The organism is Agrobacterium tumefaciens, assembly GCA_025559845.1.
Classification (GTDB): domain Bacteria; phylum Pseudomonadota; class Alphaproteobacteria; order Rhizobiales; family Rhizobiaceae; genus Agrobacterium.
This window is the reverse complement of sequence record CP048469.1, coordinates 13402-36539: the sequence shown is the minus strand read 5'-3', so window position 1 is coordinate 36539 and position 23138 is coordinate 13402. Positions and strand designations below refer to the sequence as shown.

General features: G+C 57.5%; 20 protein-coding genes. All 20 read right to left on the bottom strand.

All coding sequences use genetic code 11. From position 1 onward, the window contains the following. Positions 1 to 149 precede the first annotated feature (149 nt). The 20 genes from FY156_00175 to FY156_00080 all read right to left on the bottom strand — a co-directional run bounded on the left by FY156_00175 (position 150) and on the right by FY156_00080 (position 23068). The gene (locus FY156_00175; protein UXS00015.1) at positions 150 to 1280 is read right to left on the bottom strand and encodes an HlyC/CorC family transporter; all 1131 of its coding nucleotides are present in this window, start codon (positions 1278 to 1280) and stop codon (positions 150 to 152) included. Positions 1281 to 1295: 15 nt separating this feature from the next. Further along, positions 1296 to 1802, bottom strand: coding sequence for an rRNA maturation RNase YbeY (gene ybeY, locus FY156_00170; GenBank protein UXS00014.1), 507 nt, complete (start codon positions 1800 to 1802; stop codon positions 1296 to 1298). 9 nt (positions 1803 to 1811) lie between these two features. Further along, positions 1812 to 2867, bottom strand: a complete 1056-nt coding sequence (phoH, locus tag FY156_00165; protein UXS00013.1) for a phosphate starvation-inducible protein PhoH — start codon at positions 2865 to 2867, stop codon at positions 1812 to 1814. 40 nt (positions 2868 to 2907) lie between these two features. Further along, positions 2908 to 4311: a tRNA (N6-isopentenyl adenosine(37)-C2)-methylthiotransferase MiaB gene (gene miaB, locus FY156_00160; GenBank protein ID UXS00012.1), complete on the bottom strand. Its 1404-nt coding sequence runs from the start codon at positions 4309 to 4311 to the stop codon at positions 2908 to 2910. Positions 4312 to 4446: 135 nt separating this feature from the next. After that, positions 4447 to 5241, bottom strand: a complete 795-nt coding sequence (locus FY156_00155) for a 1-acyl-sn-glycerol-3-phosphate acyltransferase (GenBank protein ID UXS00011.1) — start codon at positions 5239 to 5241, stop codon at positions 4447 to 4449. Positions 5242 to 5271: 30 nt separating this feature from the next. Continuing rightward, positions 5272 to 5700, bottom strand: a complete 429-nt coding sequence (locus FY156_00150) for a transcriptional repressor (protein ID UXS00010.1) — start codon at positions 5698 to 5700, stop codon at positions 5272 to 5274. Positions 5701 to 5769: 69 nt separating this feature from the next. Continuing rightward, positions 5770 to 6264 carry a GNAT family N-acetyltransferase gene (locus FY156_00145; protein ID UXS00009.1) on the bottom strand — a complete coding sequence of 165 codons (495 nt, stop codon included), beginning with the start codon at positions 6262 to 6264 and terminating at the stop codon, positions 5770 to 5772. Between the two features lie 39 nt (positions 6265 to 6303). Next, on the bottom strand, positions 6304 to 6972 hold the full coding sequence (gene tsaB, locus FY156_00140; protein UXS00008.1) for a tRNA (adenosine(37)-N6)-threonylcarbamoyltransferase complex dimerization subunit type 1 TsaB: 669 nt from the start codon (positions 6970 to 6972) through the stop codon (positions 6304 to 6306). A 15-nt stretch (positions 6973 to 6987) separates the two neighbouring features. Further along, positions 6988 to 7551, bottom strand: coding sequence for a NifU family protein (locus tag FY156_00135; GenBank protein UXS00007.1), 564 nt, complete (start codon positions 7549 to 7551; stop codon positions 6988 to 6990). A 177-nt stretch (positions 7552 to 7728) separates the two neighbouring features. Further along, a complete protein-coding gene (locus tag FY156_00130; GenBank protein ID UXS00006.1) occupies positions 7729 to 8220 on the bottom strand; it encodes a universal stress protein in 492 nt (163 codons plus the stop codon). A 115-nt stretch (positions 8221 to 8335) separates the two neighbouring features. Continuing rightward, entirely contained in the window at positions 8336 to 9400 is a 1065-nt protein-coding gene (gene trpS, locus FY156_00125; protein UXS00005.1) for a tryptophan--tRNA ligase, read from the bottom strand. A gap of 104 nt (positions 9401 to 9504) precedes the next feature. Next, positions 9505 to 9909: a VOC family protein gene (locus FY156_00120; GenBank protein ID UXS00004.1), complete on the bottom strand. Its 405-nt coding sequence runs from the start codon at positions 9907 to 9909 to the stop codon at positions 9505 to 9507. Continuing rightward, positions 9909 to 11498 carry a murein biosynthesis integral membrane protein MurJ gene (gene murJ / locus FY156_00115; protein UXS00003.1) on the bottom strand — a complete coding sequence of 530 codons (1590 nt, stop codon included), beginning with the start codon at positions 11496 to 11498 and terminating at the stop codon, positions 9909 to 9911. The genes FY156_00120 and murJ overlap by 1 nt, the downstream gene beginning before the upstream one ends. 4 nt (positions 11499 to 11502) lie before the next feature. Next, a complete protein-coding gene (locus FY156_00110) occupies positions 11503 to 14331 on the bottom strand; it encodes a [protein-PII] uridylyltransferase (protein ID UXS00002.1) in 2829 nt (942 codons plus the stop codon). A 93-nt stretch (positions 14332 to 14424) separates the two neighbouring features. Beyond that, positions 14425 to 17139, bottom strand: a complete 2715-nt coding sequence (gene mutS / locus FY156_00105; GenBank protein ID UXS00001.1) for a DNA mismatch repair protein MutS — start codon at positions 17137 to 17139, stop codon at positions 14425 to 14427. A gap of 117 nt (positions 17140 to 17256) precedes the next feature. Then, positions 17257 to 18141 carry a GNAT family N-acetyltransferase gene (locus tag FY156_00100; GenBank protein UXR99999.1) on the bottom strand — a complete coding sequence of 295 codons (885 nt, stop codon included), beginning with the start codon at positions 18139 to 18141 and terminating at the stop codon, positions 17257 to 17259. 128 nt (positions 18142 to 18269) lie between these two features. Next, entirely contained in the window at positions 18270 to 20534 is a 2265-nt protein-coding gene (locus FY156_00095) for a response regulator (protein UXR99998.1), read from the bottom strand. Positions 20535 to 20589: 55 nt separating this feature from the next. Beyond that, a complete protein-coding gene (locus FY156_00090) occupies positions 20590 to 21078 on the bottom strand; it encodes a signal peptidase II (protein UXR99997.1) in 489 nt (162 codons plus the stop codon). Next, a complete protein-coding gene (locus tag FY156_00085) occupies positions 21078 to 21938 on the bottom strand; it encodes an RNA methyltransferase (GenBank protein ID UXR99996.1) in 861 nt (286 codons plus the stop codon). Before FY156_00085 ends, FY156_00090 begins: the two co-directional genes overlap by 1 nt. Then, the gene (locus tag FY156_00080; GenBank protein ID UXR99995.1) at positions 21935 to 23068 is read right to left on the bottom strand and encodes a class I SAM-dependent rRNA methyltransferase; all 1134 of its coding nucleotides are present in this window, start codon (positions 23066 to 23068) and stop codon (positions 21935 to 21937) included. The genes FY156_00085 and FY156_00080 overlap by 4 nt, the downstream gene beginning before the upstream one ends. Positions 23069 to 23138 lie beyond the last annotated feature (70 nt).

Sequence of the window (23138 nt, the reverse complement as noted above, 5' to 3'; positions counted from 1 at the left end):
CCGCATGGTGCGACGTGTTTCCCGTTATTCTTCGACGTAATGGAAAAAAGATTCGTCGTCCACACCATGCCTGCAAGCAGGCCGTGCAGAAGACGGGTACAAGAAAAACCCGGCAGGTAACCTGCCGGGATCTGTCATTCTGCGTTCTATCAATGTGTGATCTGGCGCGTCTCGGGTGCCGGCAAAGCCATCACCTCATCGGGCTCAGCATCATCTGGAGCCCGGTCATCCTGCCCTTCGGACCCATGATCGCGCACGATCCGAACGCCCTTTATGCGACGGCTATCCGCGTCGAGAATCTGGAACTCAAACCCAGGAATCGCTCTGACAGTTTCGCCTTTCGCCGGGATGCGGCCGAGCGCGAAAAAGATCAGACCGCCAAGTGTGTCGATTTCTTCCACGTGCTCGCGAACATCGAACTCCGGGCCAATGGCCTCGCTCAGTTCCGTGAGTTCGGCGCGCGCATCGGCCACCAGAACATCTGCGGAGAGGCGCGAGAACATGGCCTCGTCCTTGTCGTGTTCGTCATCGATATCACCGACGACCATTTCGACGATGTCTTCGTGGCTGACGAGACCGTCAGTGCCGCCATATTCATCAATGACGAGAGCGAGCTGCGTTCGCTGCGCCTGCATCGTCTTCAGCAGATCCGACGCCAGCATCGAAGGCGGCGCGAAAAGGATCTTGCGGACCAGGCCGGCATTGGCGACGGAGATTTCGAGATCAACACGCGCCAGATCGAAGTTCGGCCGTGGCGTACGGGCCGCGTTCGTTTCGGTATCAAGAGCGATTCTCGTTCCGATACGCCGCTTGTTGCGAGCCTGCTTTGCAACATAGGACAGAAGATCGCGGATGTGGATCATGCCCTTGGGATTGTCGAGGTTCTCGTCATAGACAGGCATACGGGAGCGGCCGGTCTCTTCGAACAGGATCAGCGCTTCGCCGATCGTCATGTTCTGGTCGATGCCATCAATATCCACGCGCGGGATCATGATGTCTTCAACGCGAACCTCGCGGAAACGCAGGATGTTGTTGAGCATTGCCCGTTCTTCGGGCGAAAAGGCAGCACCGATTTCGGTGTCTGACATCAGCGCGTCGGTGATATCCTCGCGCAGACGCTCTCCTTGCGACGGCTTCAGCAACCGTGCGATGCGCGACCAGATTGTCGATCTCGGTTTCGCGCTGAAATCGTAACGTAACTGACTACTGCCCTCCTCCGAGGAGGACTGCTCGCCGTTCTCTCTGCCCTCATTGGCAGGTCGTGCAGAATGTTCGTTCATGGCTCCAGACTATAATTAAAGCGGTTCCTGTCCCGCGTACGGATCAGATAGGCCAAGCACCGCCAGAATGCGAGTCTCAAGCGACTCCATTTCTTCCGCTTCTTCCTCGTCCATGTGATCATATCCGAAGAGATGGAGAAATCCATGGACCAGAAGATGAGTCAGATGATCCTCGAAACTCTTCTCAAGTTCAAGGGCTTCCCGCTCAACCGTTTCGCGAGCGATCACAATATCGCCCAGCATCGGCCCCGGCATGCCGCCGGGTTCGAGCGGAAACGCTGGAAAAGACAACACATTTGTCGCCTTGTCCTTGTCACGCCACTCGGCGTTTATTTCACGAATCTGCTCGTCATCGGTGAAAACCAGTGACAATTCTATCGGCATTTTCGGGAAGGGTTGCTTTTCCTCCCGGCGTAGAAAATCGACCGCCGTGTCCAAAACCTTTTGCGCAAATGCAAAAAGCTCTTCTTCCGAGGCCCAGCCCTGGGCCTCGATGCTGATCTGAATATCCAGTGCTGTCATTCTATTGCGTCAATCGCCCTTCACGAGACTGTCGTCCGGCACGGCCGTATGTGCCTCATAGGCACGCACGATGCGCGCCACCATCGGATGACGTACCACATCGACATCCTTGAAGCGAACAACCGACACGCCTTCCACATCCCCGAGGATCTGGAGCGCTTCGACAAGGCCGGACTTCACGCCACGCGGAAGGTCGACCTGGCTTGGGTCACCGGTCACGATCATACGACCGTTTTCGCCAAGACGTGTCAGGAACATCTTCATCTGCATGGTCGTGGTGTTCTGGGCTTCGTCCAGAATGACCGCTGCGTTGCCAAGTGTTCTGCCACGCATGAATGCCAGCGGCGCAATTTCGATCACACCTGCCTGAATGGCACGCTCCACCTTATCACCCGGCATCATGTCATAGAGCGCATCATAAAGTGGCCGCAGGTAGGGATCGACCTTTTCCTTCATGTCGCCCGGCAGGAAGCCAAGACGTTCACCCGCTTCAACGGCAGGGCGCGAAAGAATGATGCGGTCGACGGCACCGCGCTCCAGCAATTGCGCGGCATGCGCCACCGCCAGATAGGTCTTGCCAGTGCCGGCAGGGCCGACACCAAAGACCAGTTCCGACCGTTCCAGCGCACGCATGTAGACATCCTGCGTCGGAGTGCGGGCAGCGATGGTCTTCTTGCGCGTGGAAATCTGCGCCATCGAGATCTTCGCCTTGCGCTCCATCGTCGGCAAGGTCAGTTGGTCGTCGGCAGCCATGGCCATGCGGATCGCGCCCTCAACATCGGAAAGTTCAACCGTCCCGCCTTTCAAAAGGCGTTCGTAGAGAAAATCCAGCGCGCGTCGGGCCTGATTGGTGGATACCACGTCGCCCGTAATTGCAACGGAGTTGCCACGCGGGCGGGCGTCGATATTGAGACGCTGCTCCAACAGCTTCAGGTTCTGATCGAACTGACCGAATAGCTCTCCAGCGATTCTGTTATTCTCGAACGTTAGGACGAAGTGATTGGCGTCGGTCGCGGCTGAGCGTGGCTGGCGCGATGAAGGTGATACCAATTCGTGTGCGTTCAAGCGGTCAGGCTCCTGTCCCAGTCAGCTACTGATCCTCACTCTAACTCTCTGCCACCTCGGCAAACAAGCTGTTTGGACCCGTTGCGGTGATTCGTACATTAACAATGTCACCGATTTTCAAAGTCTTTGCATCAAGATTCACAGATTGCAGCCACGGCGAGCGACCTATCAACTGTCCAGGCATGCGACCGGGCTTTTCCAGCAACACATCCATGGTCTTTCCGACGAGAGATTGCGCAAATTCCTGCTGCTGTTTCAGCAACAGCGCCTGCAATCTTTCAAGCCGTTCCGCTTTCACCTCTTCCTCAACCTGATCCGTCAGATCAGCACCGGGCGTGCCCGGGCGGGTCGAGTATTTGAAGGAGAACGCCTGTGCGTATTTCACTTCCTCGACGATGGCCATCGTGTCTTCGAAATCGCGATCACTTTCGCCAGGGAAACCAACAATAAAGTCTCCCGACATGGCAATATCAGGGCGAGCCGCGCGAATTCTTTCGATAAGCCGGATATATTCCGCGCCCGTATGGCGGCGGTTCATCGCTTTCAGAATACGATCCGAGCCTGCCTGTACCGGCAAGTGCAGATACGGCATGAGGATACGCAGATCGCTATGCGCACCGATCAGGCGATCGTCCATGTCGCGCGGATGGCTGGTCGTATAACGCAGTCTCGCAAGGCCCGGAATTTCAGCAAGCCGATACAGCAGTTCGGCAAGACCCCATTTTTCGCCCTTCGGCCCCTCGCCCTGCCAGGCATTGACGTTCTGACCAAGCAACGTGATCTCGCGCACACCGGCGTCGACCAGCTTCATCGCCTCATCAACGATCTGGCGAACCGGGCGCGACACTTCCGATCCACGCGTATAGGGCACGACGCAGAACGTACAGAACTTGTCACAGCCTTCCTGCACCGTCAGGAACGCAGTCACGCCGCGGGAACGAAGTTTTGCCTTTTCCGCGACGGGAAGATGCTCGAACTTGTCTTCCACCGCGTACTCGGTCTCGATGACACGCTCACCTTCGCGAACACGTTTCAGGGCATCCGGCAGGCGGTGATAGGTCTGCGGGCCGATAACGACATCGACGGCAGGCGCGCGACGCAGGATTTCCTCGCCTTCGGCCTGAGCAACGCATCCGGCAACGCCAATCATGAACTCGCGACCCTGCTCTTCGCGCGACTTTTTCATGTCGCGCAGACGACCAAGCGCGGAGTAGACCTTTTCAGCTGCCTTCTCGCGGATATGACAGGTGTTGAGCAAAACCAGATCAGCCTCGCCCATGTCTTCCGTCTGGACGTAACCGTCCTTCGCCAACGCATCGCTCATGCGGACGGAATCATAAACGTTCATCTGACAGCCGTAGGTCTTGATGAAGACTTTACGGCTGTTCGAACCCTCACGGGCAGTGATCTCGGCGGCGTCTAGGCCTAGCGTTTCCTGGGTCATGGCGGCTATCTAGTGTTTTTCAACGCCAGATTAAACAGAAAAATACCGGGACCGCCACGCATCGGTATGAAAATCGATCCCGTTTTTGCGAAAGCGTGACAGGCGCATCAGGAGACTCATCGGTTTATCGCGCCACTATTTCCGCCATCCGCCTCTAAGGCTGAATGCCAGCATCGAGCGAATAGACGCAGCGATATCCGCGGCGAGCCGCTTGCGATTATCGGTATTGTGGAATGGGACACTGTCTCCAAATGTCACCTCGACATCAATGGAGCCCGCCTTGATAACGCCGAGCAGGTGCGGCACCAAGGTTATGCTTCCCGGCCAGGCGGCGATAATGCGATGATAACGCCCCATCGCCATGCCCTGAACTCGCGTATAAGCAATCGACACCGGCTGCACATAGACCAGCTTGCCCGGCACCTGTTCCGCAGCTGTGGAGGCCGCACCGAAAAGCGACGACTTGATCGTCAGCAGGCGGTTTCCGTCTGATGTCGTCCCCTCGGGGAACAGAACGACAATCTCGCCATCCGCCATCCGGCTGGCGATCTCGCCAACCTGGTCACCGGTGCTGCGTTTCTGTTCGCGCTGAACAAAGATGCTTTTCTGCAGACGTGCCAGCCAGCCGAATACCGGCCAGTCGCGCACCTCTGTCTTGGCGATGAACACCACATCTGCAATGCTGCCAAGAACGAGAATGTCTTTCCAGGAGGCGTGATTGACGGCAAGCATCAGCGGTTTGGCGCGTTCGATCTCTCCGTGAACATGGACGCGGATACCGAGAACACGACACGCGATACGATGCCAGATACGCGGGATACGCCGGCGAAGACGCCAGTCGAATGCAAGCCCGAGCAATTGAAGTGGCAGCAAGACGAGCGTGACGATCAGAAGAACGACCGCAATATAGGTTGCCCGGAGCCACATCACGATTGCACCGCCCGCTTTACCACTGGGGTCTCAGCGTTCGTCGGGCTTCAGAGGAACGCCATAAAGTTCCAGCCGATGGTCGACGAGCTTGAAGCCATGCTCACGCGCGATCTTTTCCTGGAGTGCCTCGATTTCTGGAGAATGGAATTCGATCACGACGCCATGCTTCAGATCGATCAGATGATCGTGATGTTCCTCCGGCACAGTCTCATAGCGCGAACGGCCGTCACGGAAGTCATGCCGTTCGATGATACCGGCATCTTCGAAAAGCTTCACGGTTCTGTAGACCGTGGAAATGGAAATGCGGGGATCAACGGCGAAAGACCGACGATAGAGTTCTTCCACATCGGGATGGTCGTCGGATTCCTGCAGGACACGGGCGATGACTCGGCGCTGGTCCGTCATCCGCATGCCGCGCTCGGCACAAAGTTCTTCCAGCGTTTTCGAAAGGTCTATCACGTCTTCTGGCCTTCAGATTCTTCCGTTGGAATGGCGCTGCATGCGCCGAACATATTACAGAATTCGGAACTAGCGAAAGTCGCGACGCATGACAAGCGCCGTCGACTTCGATCCATCCCGGGCGGTATAATAAGCCTTGCGCTCCGCGACGGTCTTGAAGCCGAGCTTCCTGTAAAGCCCTACAGCCGATGTATTGGCGTTGTCCACCTCGAGGAACATCGTCTCAGCGCCACGCATCATTGCTTCACGGGTCGCGGACTGCATCAGACGCCAACCGAGCCCGGCCCGTGCAAATTTTTCACCCACGGCGATGGTCAGGATTTCCGCCTCACCCGCCACTTCGCGGGCAAGAACAAAGCCGCCGAGAGGTTTGCTGAAAAAAGCATTGGTCTGGCGTGCCACCGCACCGAAAACCGATGACTGCGTCAGGAGGCTTGAGAACTCGCCGTCATTCCAGGCGCGCGGAAAGCGCAGGGCGTGCATATCCGCCACCGCCGCGCAGTCCTCGTGCTGCATCGGCACGATTTCGAAATAGGGTTTCCAGCTCAGGTAATCGTCAAACATTGCAGGGAATCATCCGTCATCGCTTACGGACGCCACCTATCAGGCAACCGAGAGGCGTTCCAGCGCAAAACCCGTTTGCGGTCGGGCATCCGGACCGCGCAAGTACAAAGGCGCGGGTTTCGGCATCCCCTCCGGCTTGCGTGCCGCAGCGCGTGCAACTGTCGCGATCGGGAAGCGATCCGGTCCGGAACCCGTTTCCTCGCCTGCAAACAGCGGTGCAGCAGAGCCGATCACCACGCCGTCAAAGCCCGTGAGCGTCGCCTTCGCGTCTTCCAGAGGCAGCAACGCGGCATCACTTGACGGCAGGCCATCTGCGCCAAAAATCTGGAGATAGGCCTCGCTTCGTTTCGCATCCAAGCCCACGGCAACGCGCTGGCCAGGATGCCTCAGCAAGTGGTCAAGGGCCAAAGTTTCGAGCGTGGTCACGCCCACCGCTTCCTTGTGAAGCGACAGCGCAAATCCACGTGCTGCCGCCACCCCGACGCGTATACCAGTAAAAGAGCCGGGACCGATCGTGACGGCAATCCGCTCGACATCGCGCAATGTCATCGACGCCTGCGTCAACGCAACGTCGATGATGCCCATCAGCAGTTCCGCATGACCCTTGCCGATGTTTTCGGTGACTTCGCCGAGAACGCGATCCACCGCACTGTCATAAATGCAGGCAGAGCAATCAACGCCAGAGGTGTCAAGCGCCAGAACAATCATGCTTCAACCAGACAATCAGACAGCTTCGACTTCGCGCACTTCCGGCACGAAATGACGCAGCAGGTTCTGAACGCCGTGCTTCAACGTGGCAGTAGAGGACGGGCAACCGGAGCAAGCCCCCTTCATGTTCAGGAAAACCGTTCCATCGCGGAAGCCACGGAAGGTGATGTCGCCACCATCCTGCGCAACGGCCGGACGAACGCGGGTCTCCAGCAGTTCCTTGATCGTGGCGACGATGGTTTCATCGCCGGCTTCAAAGAACTCATCTTCCTCGTCGGAAAGTTCAGCTGCAACCGCAGAACCCATGATCGGGCGACCGGACATGAAATGCTCCATTATGGAGCCGAGAATCGCAGGCTTCAGGTGCTGCCACTCAGCATCGTCCTTCGTGACGGTGATGAAGTCGAAACCGAAATAAACGCCGGTAACACCGGGAATAGCGAACAGGCGTTCAGCCAAGGGTGATGCCTGTGCCTGCGCAGGGTTGAGGAACTCAGCCGTGCCGCTTTCCAAAACGACCTTGCCAGGAAGGAACTTGAGCGTTGCCGGATTTGGCGTGGCTTCCGTCTGAATGAACATTTCGCATCTCCTTCGAGGTCGCCGTTCACGCCCCGCAATTTAGAATTCTTCCAAAAAATACGCCCGGCGAAGTCTGACTTCAAGCCCTGACATGATAATTACATTCAAGAAATCACCAATAGCCGATCGACGTCCGCAAGCCGAGGGCATGTTATCGCCCATCAGAAAACGTCCCTCTCAGCAAAGCGCGTCGATTTCCTCATCCGTCAACGTGTCGGGAAGTACGGTGACAGGCACGGGGAAAGCCGCGCCACGTCCAGCGATCGAAGACACCAGCGGCCCCGGTCCTTCTTTTGTCGATCCCGCCGCCAGAACCAGGATAGCAATATCTCGATCTTCTTCGACCAGGCCATGAATGTTTTCGGTTGCGCTGCCCTCGCGGATCACCGATTCCGGTTCGATCCCGATTGTATCGCGAACCTTCTGGGCGATTTTCGCGAGCGTGGCTTCCGCTTCCTCGCGCGCTTCCGCACGCATAATCTGCTCGACACCCAGCCATTGCTGGAAATCGCCTTCCGGTATCACGTACAAAAGGACCAGCCCGCCGTTGGAGTTCTTGGCGCGACGACCGGCGTAGTGCACGGCCCTTTCGCATTCCGGTGTCCCATCGATGACTGCAAGAAACTTGCGCCGATGCCCTTCCAGACGCGACAGCCGTTTTGAAACCATTCTGCACTCCCTGTTTCCGCCATGAAACGAAAAGCCGCCCGACGGTTCGGGCGGAGATTATATCAAATCACGGCGGGCGCAAACCGCCCGGCAACGAATGCCGGGCGGCAATTCGTTACCGCAGGAAGCCGATGATATCGCGCACTTCGTTCATCGTCTTTTCGGCGATGGCGCCAGCACGTTCGCCACCCTGCTTGAGGATGGCATCGATGTGGCTTGGATCGTCGAGCAGACGGCGCATCTCGTTGTTGACAGGTGCCAGAACGTTCACGGCGAGCTCGATCAAGGCAGGCTTGAAAGCCGAGAACTGCTGGCCGCCGAAGTCCTGCAATACGTCCGCCTTGGTCTTGTCGGAGAGCGCGGCATAGATGCCGACAAGGTTTTCCGCCTCGGGACGACCCTTCAAGCCCTCAACTTCGCTCGGCAGCGCGTCCGGGTCGGTCTTTGCCTTTTTGATCTTTTTCGAGATGGCATCCACATCGTCCATCAGGTTGATGCGAGACAGGTCGGACGGGTCCGACTTAGACATCTTCTTGGTGCCGTCCTTCAATGACATCACGCGCGGCGCCGGACCACCGATCAGCGGCTCCACCATCGGGAAATACGCGTGTACAGGCTCATCGCCGACAGTGATGTCGACGCCGAGACCGGCCTTGCGGATGTGATCGCTGAAATCGATGTTGAACTTCTGGGCGATATCACGGGCAAGCTCGAGATGCTGCTTCTGGTCGTCACCGACAGGCACATGGGTGGCGCGATAGACGAGAATGTCGGCGGCCATTAGGCTCGGATAGGCAAGCAGACCCAGCGAGACCTGTTCGGCATTCTTGCCGGACTTGTCCTTGAACTGGGTCATGCGCTCCATCCAGCCGATGCGCGCTACACAGTTGAACACCCAGGCCAGTTCCGCATGCTGCGGGACGGCGGACTGATTGAAAACGATATGCTTCACCGGGTCGATACCGGAGGCGATGAAGGCGGCGGCGATGGAGCGCGTCTGCGCCTTCAGGTCGGAATGGACGAGCTGCGCGGTGATCGCGTGCATGTCCACGACGCAGTAGATACAGTCGTTATCCTCCTGCAATGCCACGAACTTGCGGATCGCACCGAGATAATTACCGAGATGCAGATTGCCGGTCGGCTGGACGCCCGAGAAAACCAGCGGCTTGAATGCGTTCATTGTCGTCCTCGAAAAGGCTTGTGGAGGGCCCCGCCCCGTGATTGGAATTGCAAGGCGGGCTTATGCACCCGCAAGCACTGGCAATCAAGGGCTTTCAGGGGATATCAACCACGCGGTTCAAGAAGATCCCAGCGGTTTCCATAGAGATCTTCAAACACGGCGACAGAGCCATAGACTTCGTGGCGGGGCTCTTCCAGAAAGCGCACACCGCGCGCCAGCAAAGCCGCATGGTCGCGGGCGAAATCATCGGTATGCAGAAAGAAGCCGACGCGCCCTCCCGTCTGGCCACCAATGACCTGCCGTTGCGCCTCGCCATCCGCTTCAGCCAACAGAAGGCCGCAGCCTTCCTGTCCCTTCGGCTTGACCACCAGCCAACGCTTGCCATCACCAAGCGGTTGATCCGCCTGACACTCAAAGCCGAGAACCCCACAATAAAACGCTTTGGCACGATCGTACTCGTCCACCAGAAGGGTGACGATGGCAACGCGGCGATTTTCGGCAAAGGACATCAGTTGCTCTCCGTCTGTGTGGTCTTTTTCCCGCGTTTCTTGATCGCCCTTTTAACCATGCCGATATCCGCCCCGCCGGAAAGGAAAGCCAGACCGAAATAGACCAGCATTGCAGCAAACACGAGTGCCATGATGGTTCCTGCCCGCACCAGGATGGATGATGCAGAAGACAGTTCGAAGGTCAGATACGCCAGAGCGTAGTGAATGAGAACAGCCATGACGGCAGCCGAGAACAGCAGTCGTGGAATGCGGGTCAGCAGCGGAATATCGATCTGCCAATGGCCGCGCCACATCAAGGTTGCAAACAGCAATGCAGCGTTTATCCAGCCGGCTGTAATTTCGGCGATCGCAATGCCTGGTCCGCCCAGACGCGGAAACAGAGTAAGTGCCATAGAGACATTCACAACAACGGAGATCGCCGCAAAGATCATCGGCGTACGCGTATCCTCACGGGCAAAGAAACCCGGAATGAAAGCCTTTATCAGCACGAACGCCGGAAGACCGAGGCCGTAGATACCGAGAATTTGCGACACCGTAACAGTCGCCGATGGCGCAAAGTTTCCACGTTCATACAAAAAGCGCACGATGGGCTCAGCCATGACGAGAAGTGCGGCTGCAGCCGGCAACGTCAGGAACAGGACGAACTCGACAGAGCGGTTCTGCAGACTGCCAGCTTCCACCATATGCCCGCCCCGCAAGGCGCGCGCCAGTTCCGGCAAAAGCACCGTGGCAACGGCAATGCCGACGACGCCAAGTGGCAATTGATAGATGCGATCGGCATAGGCCAGAGAAGAAATTACACCTTCACCACCGGAGGCGATGTTGGTGTTGATGAGCAGATTGATCTGCGTGATGCCGCCGGTGATCGCAGCCGGAAGAGCAAGGACAAGCAGCCGCTGGACGTTCTTCGTCATCCTAGGACGGCGAAACCCGATCTTCATACCCGCATTGCGCACCGCACCCCAGACTATGGCAAGCTGCACGAGACCGGCTGCCATGACCCCCCAGGACAACGCATACCCCACCTGCAGCGGGTCGTAGTTCTTCCACCAGGCCAGAGCCAGAACGCCGATCAGAATGATATTCAGAAAAACCGGAGCGATCGCAGCGGCAAAATATCGGTGCAGCGAATTCAACATGCCGCCCATCATTGCCGCCAGCGACATGCAGGCGAGATAGGGGAACATGATCGTCGCGAGATGAATGGTATTTTCGAACTTTACCGGATCATCGACGAAGCCCGGAGCAATCACCGTCCGAACAATGAACGGCATCGACAATTCCATCAGGATCGTCAGCGCAAGAAGTACGGTGAATAGAACACCGAAAACCTCTTCGGAAAAGCGCCTCGCGCCTTCCATCCCATTCGCCTCGATTTCCTTGGCGAAAAGCGGCACGAATGCCGAATTGAAGGCCCCTTCGGCAAACAGCCGCCTGAAGGTGTTGGGAAAGCGGAACGCGGCATTGAACGCATCCGCGACCGGACCCGTGCCGACAGCGGCTGCCATCAGCATTTCACGCATGAAGCCGAAAACACGGCTGCCAAGCGTTGCCATTCCCACCGTGGCGAACTTGCCAATGAGGCTCATGACATCAGGCCTTTGCCGTCGTTGCAGCCGGCAATGCGGCCACGTCGGGGTGCGCGATGATGCCGTTCGGCATACGGTCTCGTAACTCGTCTTCCTGCTCGCTCATGACAGCTTTCAGCCGAACGGAAATATTCGCCTGACGATTGTCGTTGGTCACCTTCTGACCGAACAGGTCTGTGACGTAGAAGGTGTCGATGACTTTTTCACCGAAAGTGGTGATGCGGGCAGAGTGGATATCTAGCGAAAGATCAGCCAGCACCGCCGTCATGTCGGCGAGCAGACCCGGACGGTCAAGGCATTCCACCTCGATGACGGTGAACTTGTTGGAAAGGCCGTTGGAGATGATGACCGATGGCGGAATCGTAAAGGCGCTTTTCTTGCGCCGGCTCTTGGTTCTGGTCGCGATCATTTCCGGCAGGCGCTGCTTGCCGGAGAGCACCTCCTCAATGAGCTTGCCCACGTTGTTGCCACGGCGCATCTCGTCCTCGTCGATCGGGAATTCCCGGTTGATGAGGATCGTGTCCAAAGCCCTGCCGTCAGATGTCGTGAAGATCTGCGCGTCGGCAATGTTGGCGCCAGCAGCGGCACAGGCGCCCGTTATAATTGACAGAAGACGCGGATGGTCCGGTGCCAAGACGGTGATTTCGGTAATGGCGTGGAACGAATGGGTCCTGACCATGGTCGACAGCGCTTTTTCCTGCTTGTCCGCTTCTCGAATGAAGCGGGTGTGCCTGACCTGATCCTCCAGCGCCACTGTCAGCAGATAAGGCTCATAGTGAAGCTTGGTATACTTCCGCCGAGCCTTCTGCCCCCAGTCATCAAGCGCGTCGTCAAGAGCCTGACGGGCAATCTTGGCGCGCTCCTTGCGGGAGACTTCCGAGAACCCGCCTGAAAGCAGCAGTTCCGTCTCGTAATAGAGCGAACGGAGCAACTGCCCTTTCCAGCCATTCCATACGCCGGGTCCAACCGCGCGTATGTCGCAGACAGTAAGGATGAGCAGCATTTTCAGCCGCTCCATCGACTGAACCTTATCGGCGAAATCGGTGATGGTCTTGCGATCGTGCAGATCGCGGGTTTGTGCGACCATGGACATCAACAGGTGTTGCTCGATCAGCCAAACCACCGTTTCCGTCTGCTTGCCGGTCAGCCGGAAGCGTTGGCAAAGCTTGCGGGCAACACGTGCGCCAGCGATCGAGTGATCTTCCTGCCGCCCCTTTGCGACGTCGTGCAGCAAGACCGCAACGTAGAGCGCTTCGCGATCCTCAATGCTCGGCATGAGCTGATTGGCGAGCGGATGAGCATCAACCGCAACACCCTTGTCGACTTCAGAGAGAATGCCGACGGAACGGATCAGATGCTCGTCGACGGTATAGTGATGATACATGTTGAACTGCATCATCGCGACGATCTTGCCGAATTCGGGAATGAACCTGCCGAGAACTCCGGCTTCATTCATCCGCCGCAGCGTCAGGGCCGGATCACGACGTGAGGTAAGGATCGACAGAAACAGCCTGTTGGCCTCGTCGTTTTCACGCAGATCGTTGTTGATCAGCGACAGCGATCGGGTGACGACGCGCAAGGCATCGGGGTGCAGTTCGAGATTGTTGATGTCGGCGATATGGAACAGCCGGATCAGGTTCACCGGATCGTTCTTGAAGACTTCAGGCTTTGCAAGCGCAATCCGCCCCCTGTCTTCCACAAACTCGACGGAACCCGGAATCTTGCGCAGACGGCGTGCGAAGCGGCTCAGAACACCAGTCAGGCCCGGAACGTCCTTCGCCTGCTTGTCTTCCAGGGCAGCGCAGACGATGCGCGTGAGATCGCCGACATCCTTGGCGACAAGGAAATAGTGCTTCATGAAGCGCTCGACAGCAGAGAGGCCGGGACGCGGCTGGTAACCTAACGCGTCGGCAATCTCTCGCTGGATGTCGAACGACAGACGCTCTTCCGCCTTGCCGGTGATGAAATGCATCTGGCAACGCACAGCCCAGAGGAAGTCGTCGGCCTTGTCGAAAAGCTTCAGTTCACGCTTCGACAGAACACCGAGCTTGACGAGATCGGCAGCATCGCGGACGTGGTAATAATATTTGGCAATCCAGAACAGGGTATGCAGGTCGCGCAGGCCGCCCTTACCTTCCTTGACATTGGGCTCGACCAGATACCGCGTATCGCCAGCCTTGCGGTGGCGCTGATCGCGCTCGGCAAGTTTCGCGGCGATAAATTCCGGTCCGGTTCCCGTCACGACTTCTGACTCGAAACGTTTTTCAAGATCGTCCGTCAAAGCCTTCTTGCCGCAAATCGCGCGAACTTCCAGGATAGCCGTCCGGATCGTCATGTCGGACTTGGAAAGACGAATGCTTTCATCGACGGTGCGGGTCGCATGACCAACCTTGAAGCCGAGATCCCAAAGAAGATAGAGAACAAACTCCACCGCCTTGTGCATGTCAGGCGTGTTTTTAGCCGGCATCAGGAACAGGAGGTCGATGTCCGATCCCGGTGCCAGCGTGCCGCGACCGTAACCGCCAACAGCAGTCACTGCAATCTGCGGTGCATCCTGCGGATAGACGTATTGGCATGTGAGATCGTAGAGCACTTCGATAAGACGATCCTGAAGCCAGGAGATCCGTCGCGCGCAATCGATACCGCTGCCATCGGCATTCAACAGATCCCGGGCCTTTTGGCGGCCTTCCGTGCTGGCCTTACGGAAGATCGGCAGCAATTCGGACCGGACGTCAGAAATGCGCTTGCCTTCCCCCTTAAAGACCAGGTCGCATTCCTGCTTGAGTGCCGGAACATCGAGGATTGCAGAAAAATCGAGGTCGCTGATGGCCATCTATGCCGGTATCCATGTCTTGCGGGCAGCCCACCCTTCGGTCGGCACTGTCCTATATCGAGTTTCGAAGGCAATGGACAGGCAATCTACGCATCAAGCCTTGCCAAGTTCTTTCTTCAGCGCATAGAGCGCGTCCAGTGCCTCTCGCGGCGTCATTTCGTCCGGGTTCATCGCCTTCAGGCTGTCCTCAACCTTGGATGGCCCACTCTTGCGGCTATCGTCGCGACGGACGGCAACCTGAAACAGCGGCAGATCGTCAATGAGTTGGCTTGCCGGGTTCTTGCGATCGGCATCCTCCAGCTTCGTCAACACTTCACGGGCACGCTCCACGACCGAGGCAGGCAGTCCAGCAAGCTTGGCCACCTGAATGCCGTAAGAACGATCGGCAGCGCCCGGCCCGACCTCATGCAGGAAAATGACATCACCCTCCCATTCCTTGACCCGCATCGTGGCATTGGAAAGGCGGCCGAGTTTTTCGGAAAGGACTGTCAGTTCATGGAAGTGGGTGGCAAAAAGTCCGCGGCAGCGATTGGCTTCGTGCAGATGTTCCACCGCTGCCCAGGCAATCGACAAGCCATCGAAGGTTGCCGTACCACGGCCAATCTCATCCAGAATGACGAGAGATCGATCCGTCGCCTGATTGAGAATGGCGGCCGTCTCCACCATCTCAACCATGAAGGTCGAGCGTCCGCGCGCCAGATCGTCCGAAGCGCCAACGCGGGAGAACAAGCGGTCCACGACACCGATATGGGCGGCTTCCGCCGGGACGAAGGCACCGATCTGCGCCAGAATGGCAATAAGCGCGTTCTGACGCAAGAACGTCGATTTACCGCCCATGTTCGGGCCGGTGAGCAACCAGATCGCACCGTTATTGCCACCATTGACAGCGGAGAGGTCGCAGTCATTGGCGATGAAGGGGCCAGCCGACTGGCGCCGCAACGCCTGTTCGACAACCGGATGGCGCCCACCCTTGATGGCGAAGGTCATGGATGCGTCGACGATCGGCCGGCAATAGGCCTGTTCGGCAGCAAGATGGGCCAGGCTTCCGGCAACATCGATCACCGCCAGCGCCAAAGCACCTGCCTTGATCGGCTCGGCCTGCTGCACGACGGCTTTCACCATCTGCTCGAACGCATCCAGCTCCATTGTCAGCGCCTGCGCAGCAGCGTTGGCAATACGGCTTTCGAGGTCAGCAAGCTCCGTCGTCGTAAAGCGCATGGCGCCCGCCATCGTCTGGCGGTGAATGAAACGAGCTTTCGCCTCGTCCGTCGACGTCATGACATCGGCGTTGCCAGCCGTGACTTCGATGAAATAGCCCAGAACATTGTTGTGCTTGATCTTCAGTGACTTGATGCCGGTTTCGTCAGCGTATTTTAGCTGTAATCCTGCAACGACACGCCGTGACTGGTCACGCAGCGCACGCACCTCATCGAGATCGGGATTGGAGCCCTCCCGCACGAAGCCGCCATCGCGCTTGAGAAGAGGCATGTCGTCTGCGAGTGTCGCTGCAAGCATGGCCTCCAGATCGCCAGGCAGCGCCTTGAGATCGGCAAGCGCAGCCGCCAGCTCATCCGGCAGGAGCCCCTGGTCGAGAATTGACGCAACGTGGGCGGCGGCCGAAAGCCCTTGACGGATCGCACCGAGGTCACGAGGACCACCACGCTCCAGCGCAAGACGCGACAGCGCACGCGGCATGTCCGCGACCTGCTTCAGGGCATCCCGCAGTTTTTCGCACAAGGACACATCATCAATGAGATAGGCAACCGCATCGAGGCGCGTATTGATCCTCTCCGGATCAGTCAGAGGCGACATCAAACGTTCGGCCAGAAGACGGGCACCGCCGCCGGTCACCGTTCGATTGACGGCGTGCAGCAACGAGCCATCGCGGTCACCGGACAAAGTTTTCACCAACTCCAGATTGGCGCGGGTTGCCGGATCGATGAAAAGCGTGCTGGCGGAACTTTCGCGTTCAGGGCTGCCAAGTGCTGGACGTTCGGCAATCTGGGTTTTCTCGACATAGGCAACGGCCGCTGCGGCAGCAGCCATTTCCACACGCGAAAATGTTCCAAAGCCGTCGAGCGTGGAAACATTGAAATAGCGTGCAATACGCCCTTCGGCGGTGGCGCTATCGAAAAGAATGGCGGGTTGCGGCACCGCGACCCGGCCGAGCACGTCGAAAACCGGCTTCAGTTCCTCGTCATGGAACAGACTATCGGCGACAATGAGTTCGCGCGGATCAATCCGCCAGATATCAGCCAGAAGCCGGGTCAGCGTTGTTTCCGCCAGGCGGAATACGCCAGTGGAAATGTCGATCCACGCCAAGGCGAACTGCGCTTCGGCACTGCCACGAATACGGGCAAGTGCCATGAGGTAGTTGGATTCCGTTGGCGACAGCAGCTTTTCTTCGGTCAGCGTGCCGGGCGTGACCAGCCGCACCACGTCACGACGGACAACGGATTTCGATCCACGTTTCTTGGCTTCCGCGGGGTCTTCCACCTGCTCGCAGACGGCAACTCGATAACCGCGCAGGATCAGCTTTTGCAGGTAATCATCCGCAGCATGAACCGGCACACCGCACATGGGGATGTCCTGCCCCATATGCTGACCGCGCTTCGTCAGCGTGATGCCGAGGGCACGGGATGCTTCCACCGCGTCTTCAAAGAACAATTCGTAAAAATCGCCCATGCGGTAAAACAGCAGCGAACCGGGATTGTTCGACTTGATCTCGATAAATTGCTCCATCATCGGAGTGGCCGAAGCGCGGCTCTCCTCTGAAATCAGCGAGGCAGTGGAATGAACGTCCGTCAATGGCCTGATCGTATCGGTTTCGTGTTACGGGAAAGGAGCGCAGAGACTAGCGACCCCATCACGCAAGGACAACACGCACAAACAGCCTGCCCACAGGAAGCTTGAGAATTTCGCCACTCAGCCGTTAAAGCGCTGCGCTTCACCGCCGCCATAATAGGTGATGTACCGGCCGGCAATCGATGACACCGGCAAGACGACCAGCACATCCGTGGTATTGAAGGCGTGATCCACAACGGCACCCGAACCGAACATCGCACCGAGGCGCATGTAACCCTTGATGAGGGGTGGCATGGAATTCAGCGCCTTGCGAGCGTTGACAGCCTCGGCCGGCATCAAATCCATTTCACGATAAAGCTCGGGGAGAGCCTCCGCAGCCCACTCACCTTTCGCAATGCAATTGTGATGCAGGAAGGAAAGAGCAAGCGCATGGCTTTCAGGCTGAACACCGGGGAACGAAGCGCAGCCGATCATCGCGTCCATACGGTGCTTGACAGCATAGGCCCAGTTTCCCTGCCACAGCAGTTCAACCGTGCGCTTGGTACGATATTCCGGAAGGACGCAGGAACGACCAAGTTCCATGAAACGCTTTCCTGGATGACGCGCGATCAGGCCGGCGATATCAAACTCGCTGGCCGAATAAAATCCATTGTTTGCGACCGCCGTATCCTGCCGCAGCAGGCGATACGTACCAACAATCTGATCTTCTGTGTCACCCTCGATTGCATTGTCGAGAACAAGCAGGTGGTCGCACACACTATCCCAGGCATCGATATCGCGTTTGCGTCGCATGGCATCGGCGGGAAGCCGTGCTTTCATCTCTTCAACGAAAACCCGAAAACGGACGGACTGGGCAGCATCGATTTCGCGGTCGGTTCGGGCAAGCCTCGTCTCCAGCGTGCCAATCCGGCCGAGAACACCCTCATTGTTTGGCTTCAAACCCGAGATGGGTTTGACGGCACCATCGTTTTCACAAACGTCGTGATTCAGGATTTCCGCAACCATGGGGAATCGCTCCACCGCCAAAGGATTTCATTGTCATAAATCACCAATTGACGACAGAACAGTGACAATATGCCACCGTAATAAATTACCGTTCGCGACCGTGGCGACGATGCAATCGTCGATTTGACCTAGGACAGAAACAGACGTTTTCCTTCGAGCAGGCGACGGATTTCCTCGATCAGCCGTTTCGGATCGACCGGCTTTGTCAGCACCGCTCCAGCCCCTGCCTCCAGCAGCCGGTCAGCGGTGCTGCGGTCTGTCTCTCCGGTGAGGACGATCACCGGAATTTGCCTTTCGCCCTTGCGGGACTGGAAAAGCGCCGGCAACACTTCCAGACCGTCACCACCAGGCATGTTAAGGTCAGAGATGACGACATCCGGCAAGGTTTCCGCTCCCGGTGCGATCGCCAACCTCAAGGCGTCGAAATCCGAAACAAGTCGGGGCGAAAAGCCGCTTTTGCGAAGCACTGCTTCAATGATGCGCGCATTAACGGCATCGTCTTCGGCGACAAGGACATCGATACCAAATGAACCACTTGTCATGCGTGGCGACAGGCCGACATCGGGATGATTGTCATTTATGGCATCGCGCCGCTCAATCCCGCGCAGGCGCCCACACAGCACATCGATGAGCGACTTTTCGCGCAGCGGCCGAATGAGCCAGGCGTCGAAATCGCCATGCATTTGCGACGGACGCTCCTCGGGACTAACCAGCAAGGTGCGACGAACGGTTTTTTCGTTGAGCACGGCCGCGTTTCGCAATACTTCCTTGAAATCATCGGCGATCCGCTGGTCAACGATGACGTCAGTGATATCGGCGAGATAGTTAGCGGGGCTTTCAAGTAATGCCGTGAGATCGTCGAGCCTGTAAACATGTTTGCACCTGCCACCAAATGCCGAGATCGCGCTCGCCATCGTGCCGGATGCGACGCCTGACGGCGCGAGAAGCAGGACATTGGTGTGATCGAGGCAGCGCCTGCGATCGCTGGTTCGTTTGCCTGCGCCGACCGAGCCCGGACGAAATGACAGGGTAAAGACGCTACCCTTGCCCTTACGGCTAGACACCATCAGTTTGCCGCCAAATTCACGCATGATGCGAGCAGAAATCGCCAATCCGAGACCTGTTCCGGCGCTGCGTTGTGTCAGAGGTCCGGCCTGCTCGAACTCGCCGAAAATACGTGCCTGTTCCGCTTTGGTCATGCCGGGGCCGCTATCCTCAACGGCGATGCGCAAATCCCCATCCGCGAAATCAGCGCGCACGACAACGCCACCCTCTTTCGTGAATTTTACCGCGTTTCCAATCAGGTTGAACAGAACCTGGCGCAATCGCGCCGGATCGAAATCGAGATAATCCGGCACATCGACGGAGATCGAAGACGCTATCTCGATGCCTTTTTCATGGGCGCGATGCGCCAGCATTTCCACGACACTCTCGATCAACTGCCGCAGATTTTCAGCCCGTGGATTGAGCGTGAAGCGGCCCGCCTCCATCGTCGAATAATCAAGCAAATCTTCGACAAGCTGGACAAGAGACTGGCCCGACTGTCTCATGCCATCAAGGTAGTTGCGCTGCTCCTGGTTCAGCCTTGTCTGCGAAAGAAGGTGATTCATGCCCAGAATGCCCGACAAGGGAAGACGGATTTCGTGGCTGACAGTGGCAAGCAGCCTCGCCTTGTCGGCATCGGCCTTTTCCGCTCGGGCACGCGCATCTTCGCGTGTCGCGACTGCGAACCTTTCCTCGGTCACATCTCGTGCAATGCTGCTGATGAGAAGTCGGCTGCTGCCAATATCCCGCGTGACGGCATCCTGCCATACGAAAATACGCTGCCCGAAAGGCGTCGCGATTTCAACGTCATAGGCATGCGCCCGGTCCCCAGGCCGAAATGCAATGCCGATTTCTTCGCATGTCCGTCCTTCGGGAGCAACGCAGCCGGTCATGTCGCGGAAAATCGCATTGGCCTCAACAATGCGGCGATCCATGTCGCGGATCACGACAATATCGCCCATCACCTCATGAATGTCTGCAACGATAGAGCGGTTCTCCATACGTCGTGCGGAGATGCCATCCTCCTCATGCATGGATATTGCATCCAACACCTTCGAAGCGAAGAAACGATGCCGTACAAAAAATGCGACCGCAGCAACTGCCGCTGAAAGAGCGACCAGAACTGTCGCAGCAAATGGCAGGGCCAGCGCGAACAACAATCCCAGCGCGACAGCCGCCAGGAAGACAACAGATGTTGGAAAATCGGCAAGGCGGGCGAGCTGCGAAGAGTGCTTCTGGCGACCCAAATGCGGTGAAACGTCTTCAGCCACCGACGATTGCTTTTTTGAAGCAACCGCAGCATCAAAATCGTCCGCAATCTTTTCCCGGCGTTTCGCAAGTTCGCTCATACAAAACCGCTAGCACAGCAACGGTTTTGATATCTTTCGACGAAACTCTAAAATTTTACTTTTTGGCCGCTCTCGCGTGCAAAAACTCGTCCAGAATAACGCAGCCCGCACCGATCGTTATGAAACTGTCAGCAAGATTGAAAACGGCAAAAGACCAGGTTTGCGTGTGGAACAAGATATAATCGATCACGTGCCCATACAGAAAACGGTCGAAAATATTTCCTGCCGCGCCTGCGATGATCAGAGCAAAACCAAGATGTGCGAAGGTTCGGTTCGGCTCCGTCTTGCGCCACATCCAGATGACGAAACAGACGATGACGAGGCGCATGCCAACGATGAACCAGCCCTCCATATCCGCCAGCATCGAGAAGGCAACACCGAGATTGTAGGTGCGGTATAGTGCCAGAAATGGCATCACCGGCACCATCTCCTGCAATGGCAGGTAGGCTTCTACCAGTAGCTTGACGACTTGATCGAGCACCAGCGCGGCGACGATCAAAGCAACAGCGGGAACGGTTTTCGAAAAGACGGCTGTGTTCTGCATCATTTCACCGGCGCAAGCTCTAGGAGATGGCGACGTGCTTCAAAAAGCATGACAGCACTCGCTATGGCCAAATTCAGGCTATCGGCGCGCCCCTGCTGGGGAATACGCGCAAGCTGATCCGCCTTGCTGGCGAGTTCCGGCGGCAGACCGGATTGTTCGTTGCCCATCAACAGCACGACCGGCTTTTTTGCGTAATCGATGGTCCGATAGTCGACGGAACCGGCAAGATGGGTCGCAACGACACTGACGTCAGCCGTTTTTTTCCAGGCCAGAAATTCCTCGACGCTGGCTCGTGCGACCGGGATTGCAAAAATAGACCCCATGGTGGCTCGGACCGTCTCCAGTGAAAACGGATCGGTGCAATCACCAACCAGAATGACGCCGGATGCACCTGCGGCATCTGCGGTACGAATGATGGTGCCAAGATTACCAGGATCGCGCACCCGGTCGAGCGCAATGTAGGTTTCACCCTTAAGCGGGCGAATGTCCCTGAGAGGCTTCCATTTCTGCTCGAAAATACCAACAACCATCTGCGGATTGTCACGTCGGGTGATGGAAGAGATAACCTTTTCGCTGACTTCCAGCACGAGGCCACCGGAAGCCACGGTCTTTGCCGCAACCTGCTCCACCAGCGGCTTGCCCTTGGCAGCCTTGGCATAAACCAGCGTTTTGATCGTCCAGCCCAGTTCGACGGCGTCAATGACCAGTTTCAGCCCCTCCGCCAGGAAGGTGCCGGTCTCTTCACGCCCCTTCTTCTGGGTAAGAGCCTTGATGTCCTTGACGATCGGGTTGGCAAGGCTGGTTACTTCCTTGACCTGCCCAACGCGGCGCGCGCCGCTTTCGCGCATATCGTTTGTCATTTCGGCACCCAGCGGCTGAAAAGTGAAGTGGAAAGAGCCCGGCCCGGCGTCTTGCCATCAAGACCGGCCTCGCGAATGACAAGCTCGCCTGAGGCCACCACGCCACCGGCACCGCGCATCGTTTCGCGCATCAATTCATGCATGGAATAGAAGCTGGCCCGAATGGAGTAAGCGGTCAGCACAAGCCCGACTGCCTTTGGCGACAGAATGTCCCGACACACGTCCAGCATCAGCGGCAAGTGGTCGAAAAGCTCCCAGACCTCGCCATGCGTGCCACGGCCGAACTTCGGCGGGTCGGTCAGAATAATGTCGTAGGTATTGCCGCGTCGTTCCTCGCGCAGAATGAACTTCATGGCATCTTCACAGATCCAGCGGATCGGCGCCTCTTCCAGTCGCGCCAGGGCCTGATTTTCCTTTGCCCAGCCAATTGCTTTCTTGGAGGCATCGACATGGGTGACTTCCGCACCTGCAGCCGCCGCGACCAGCGATGCAACGCCAGTGTATCCAAACAGATTGAGCACCTTCAGCGGCCGATCAGCGGTCTCGATCGTGTTTTTCAGCCATTCCCAGTGCACGATCTGCTCCGGGAAGACACCGACATGACGAAACGCCGTGAAACGGCCAAGGAAATCAACACCGAGAAGCGACAATGGCCAGGTTTCACCAAGTGCTGCCTTGGGAAAACGCCAGCGGCCCATCCCGTCTTCATCGGTATCGCCGGTGAACACCGCGTCGACATTCTGCCAGACGCGCTCTGGCAGCGTCGGCCGCCAGAGGGCCTGCGCTTCCGGGCGAACGATCCGGTAATCGCCATATTGTTCGAGCTTCAGCCCGTTACCGCTGTCAATCAGATGGAAATCGCCTGCACCGCTCGATTCCAGAATGATCGGAACCTGTTCCGTCGGCAGATCGCCGATCCGGGTCTTCAGCGCGCGGGTCGGGACCTGCTCTACGGGAAGGGGCGCAGCAACTTTTTCTTTGGCAGCAGCTTTTGGCGCGCTCCTTACGGCGTCGGGCTCACGCTTTTTCAGCGCGGTTTCCGGGCGTCTTGGCGACTTTGCAGAATAAGCCTGTTTTTTTTCGCTCCCGGCACGAACCTTACTGCCCGGCCGGCTGTCTTTTTTCTTCAATGGAAATCTTTCCGCTTCTGCCCAACTCGTTATCAGGCAGCAAATACCACTCCATGCGGCGCTCGCATAG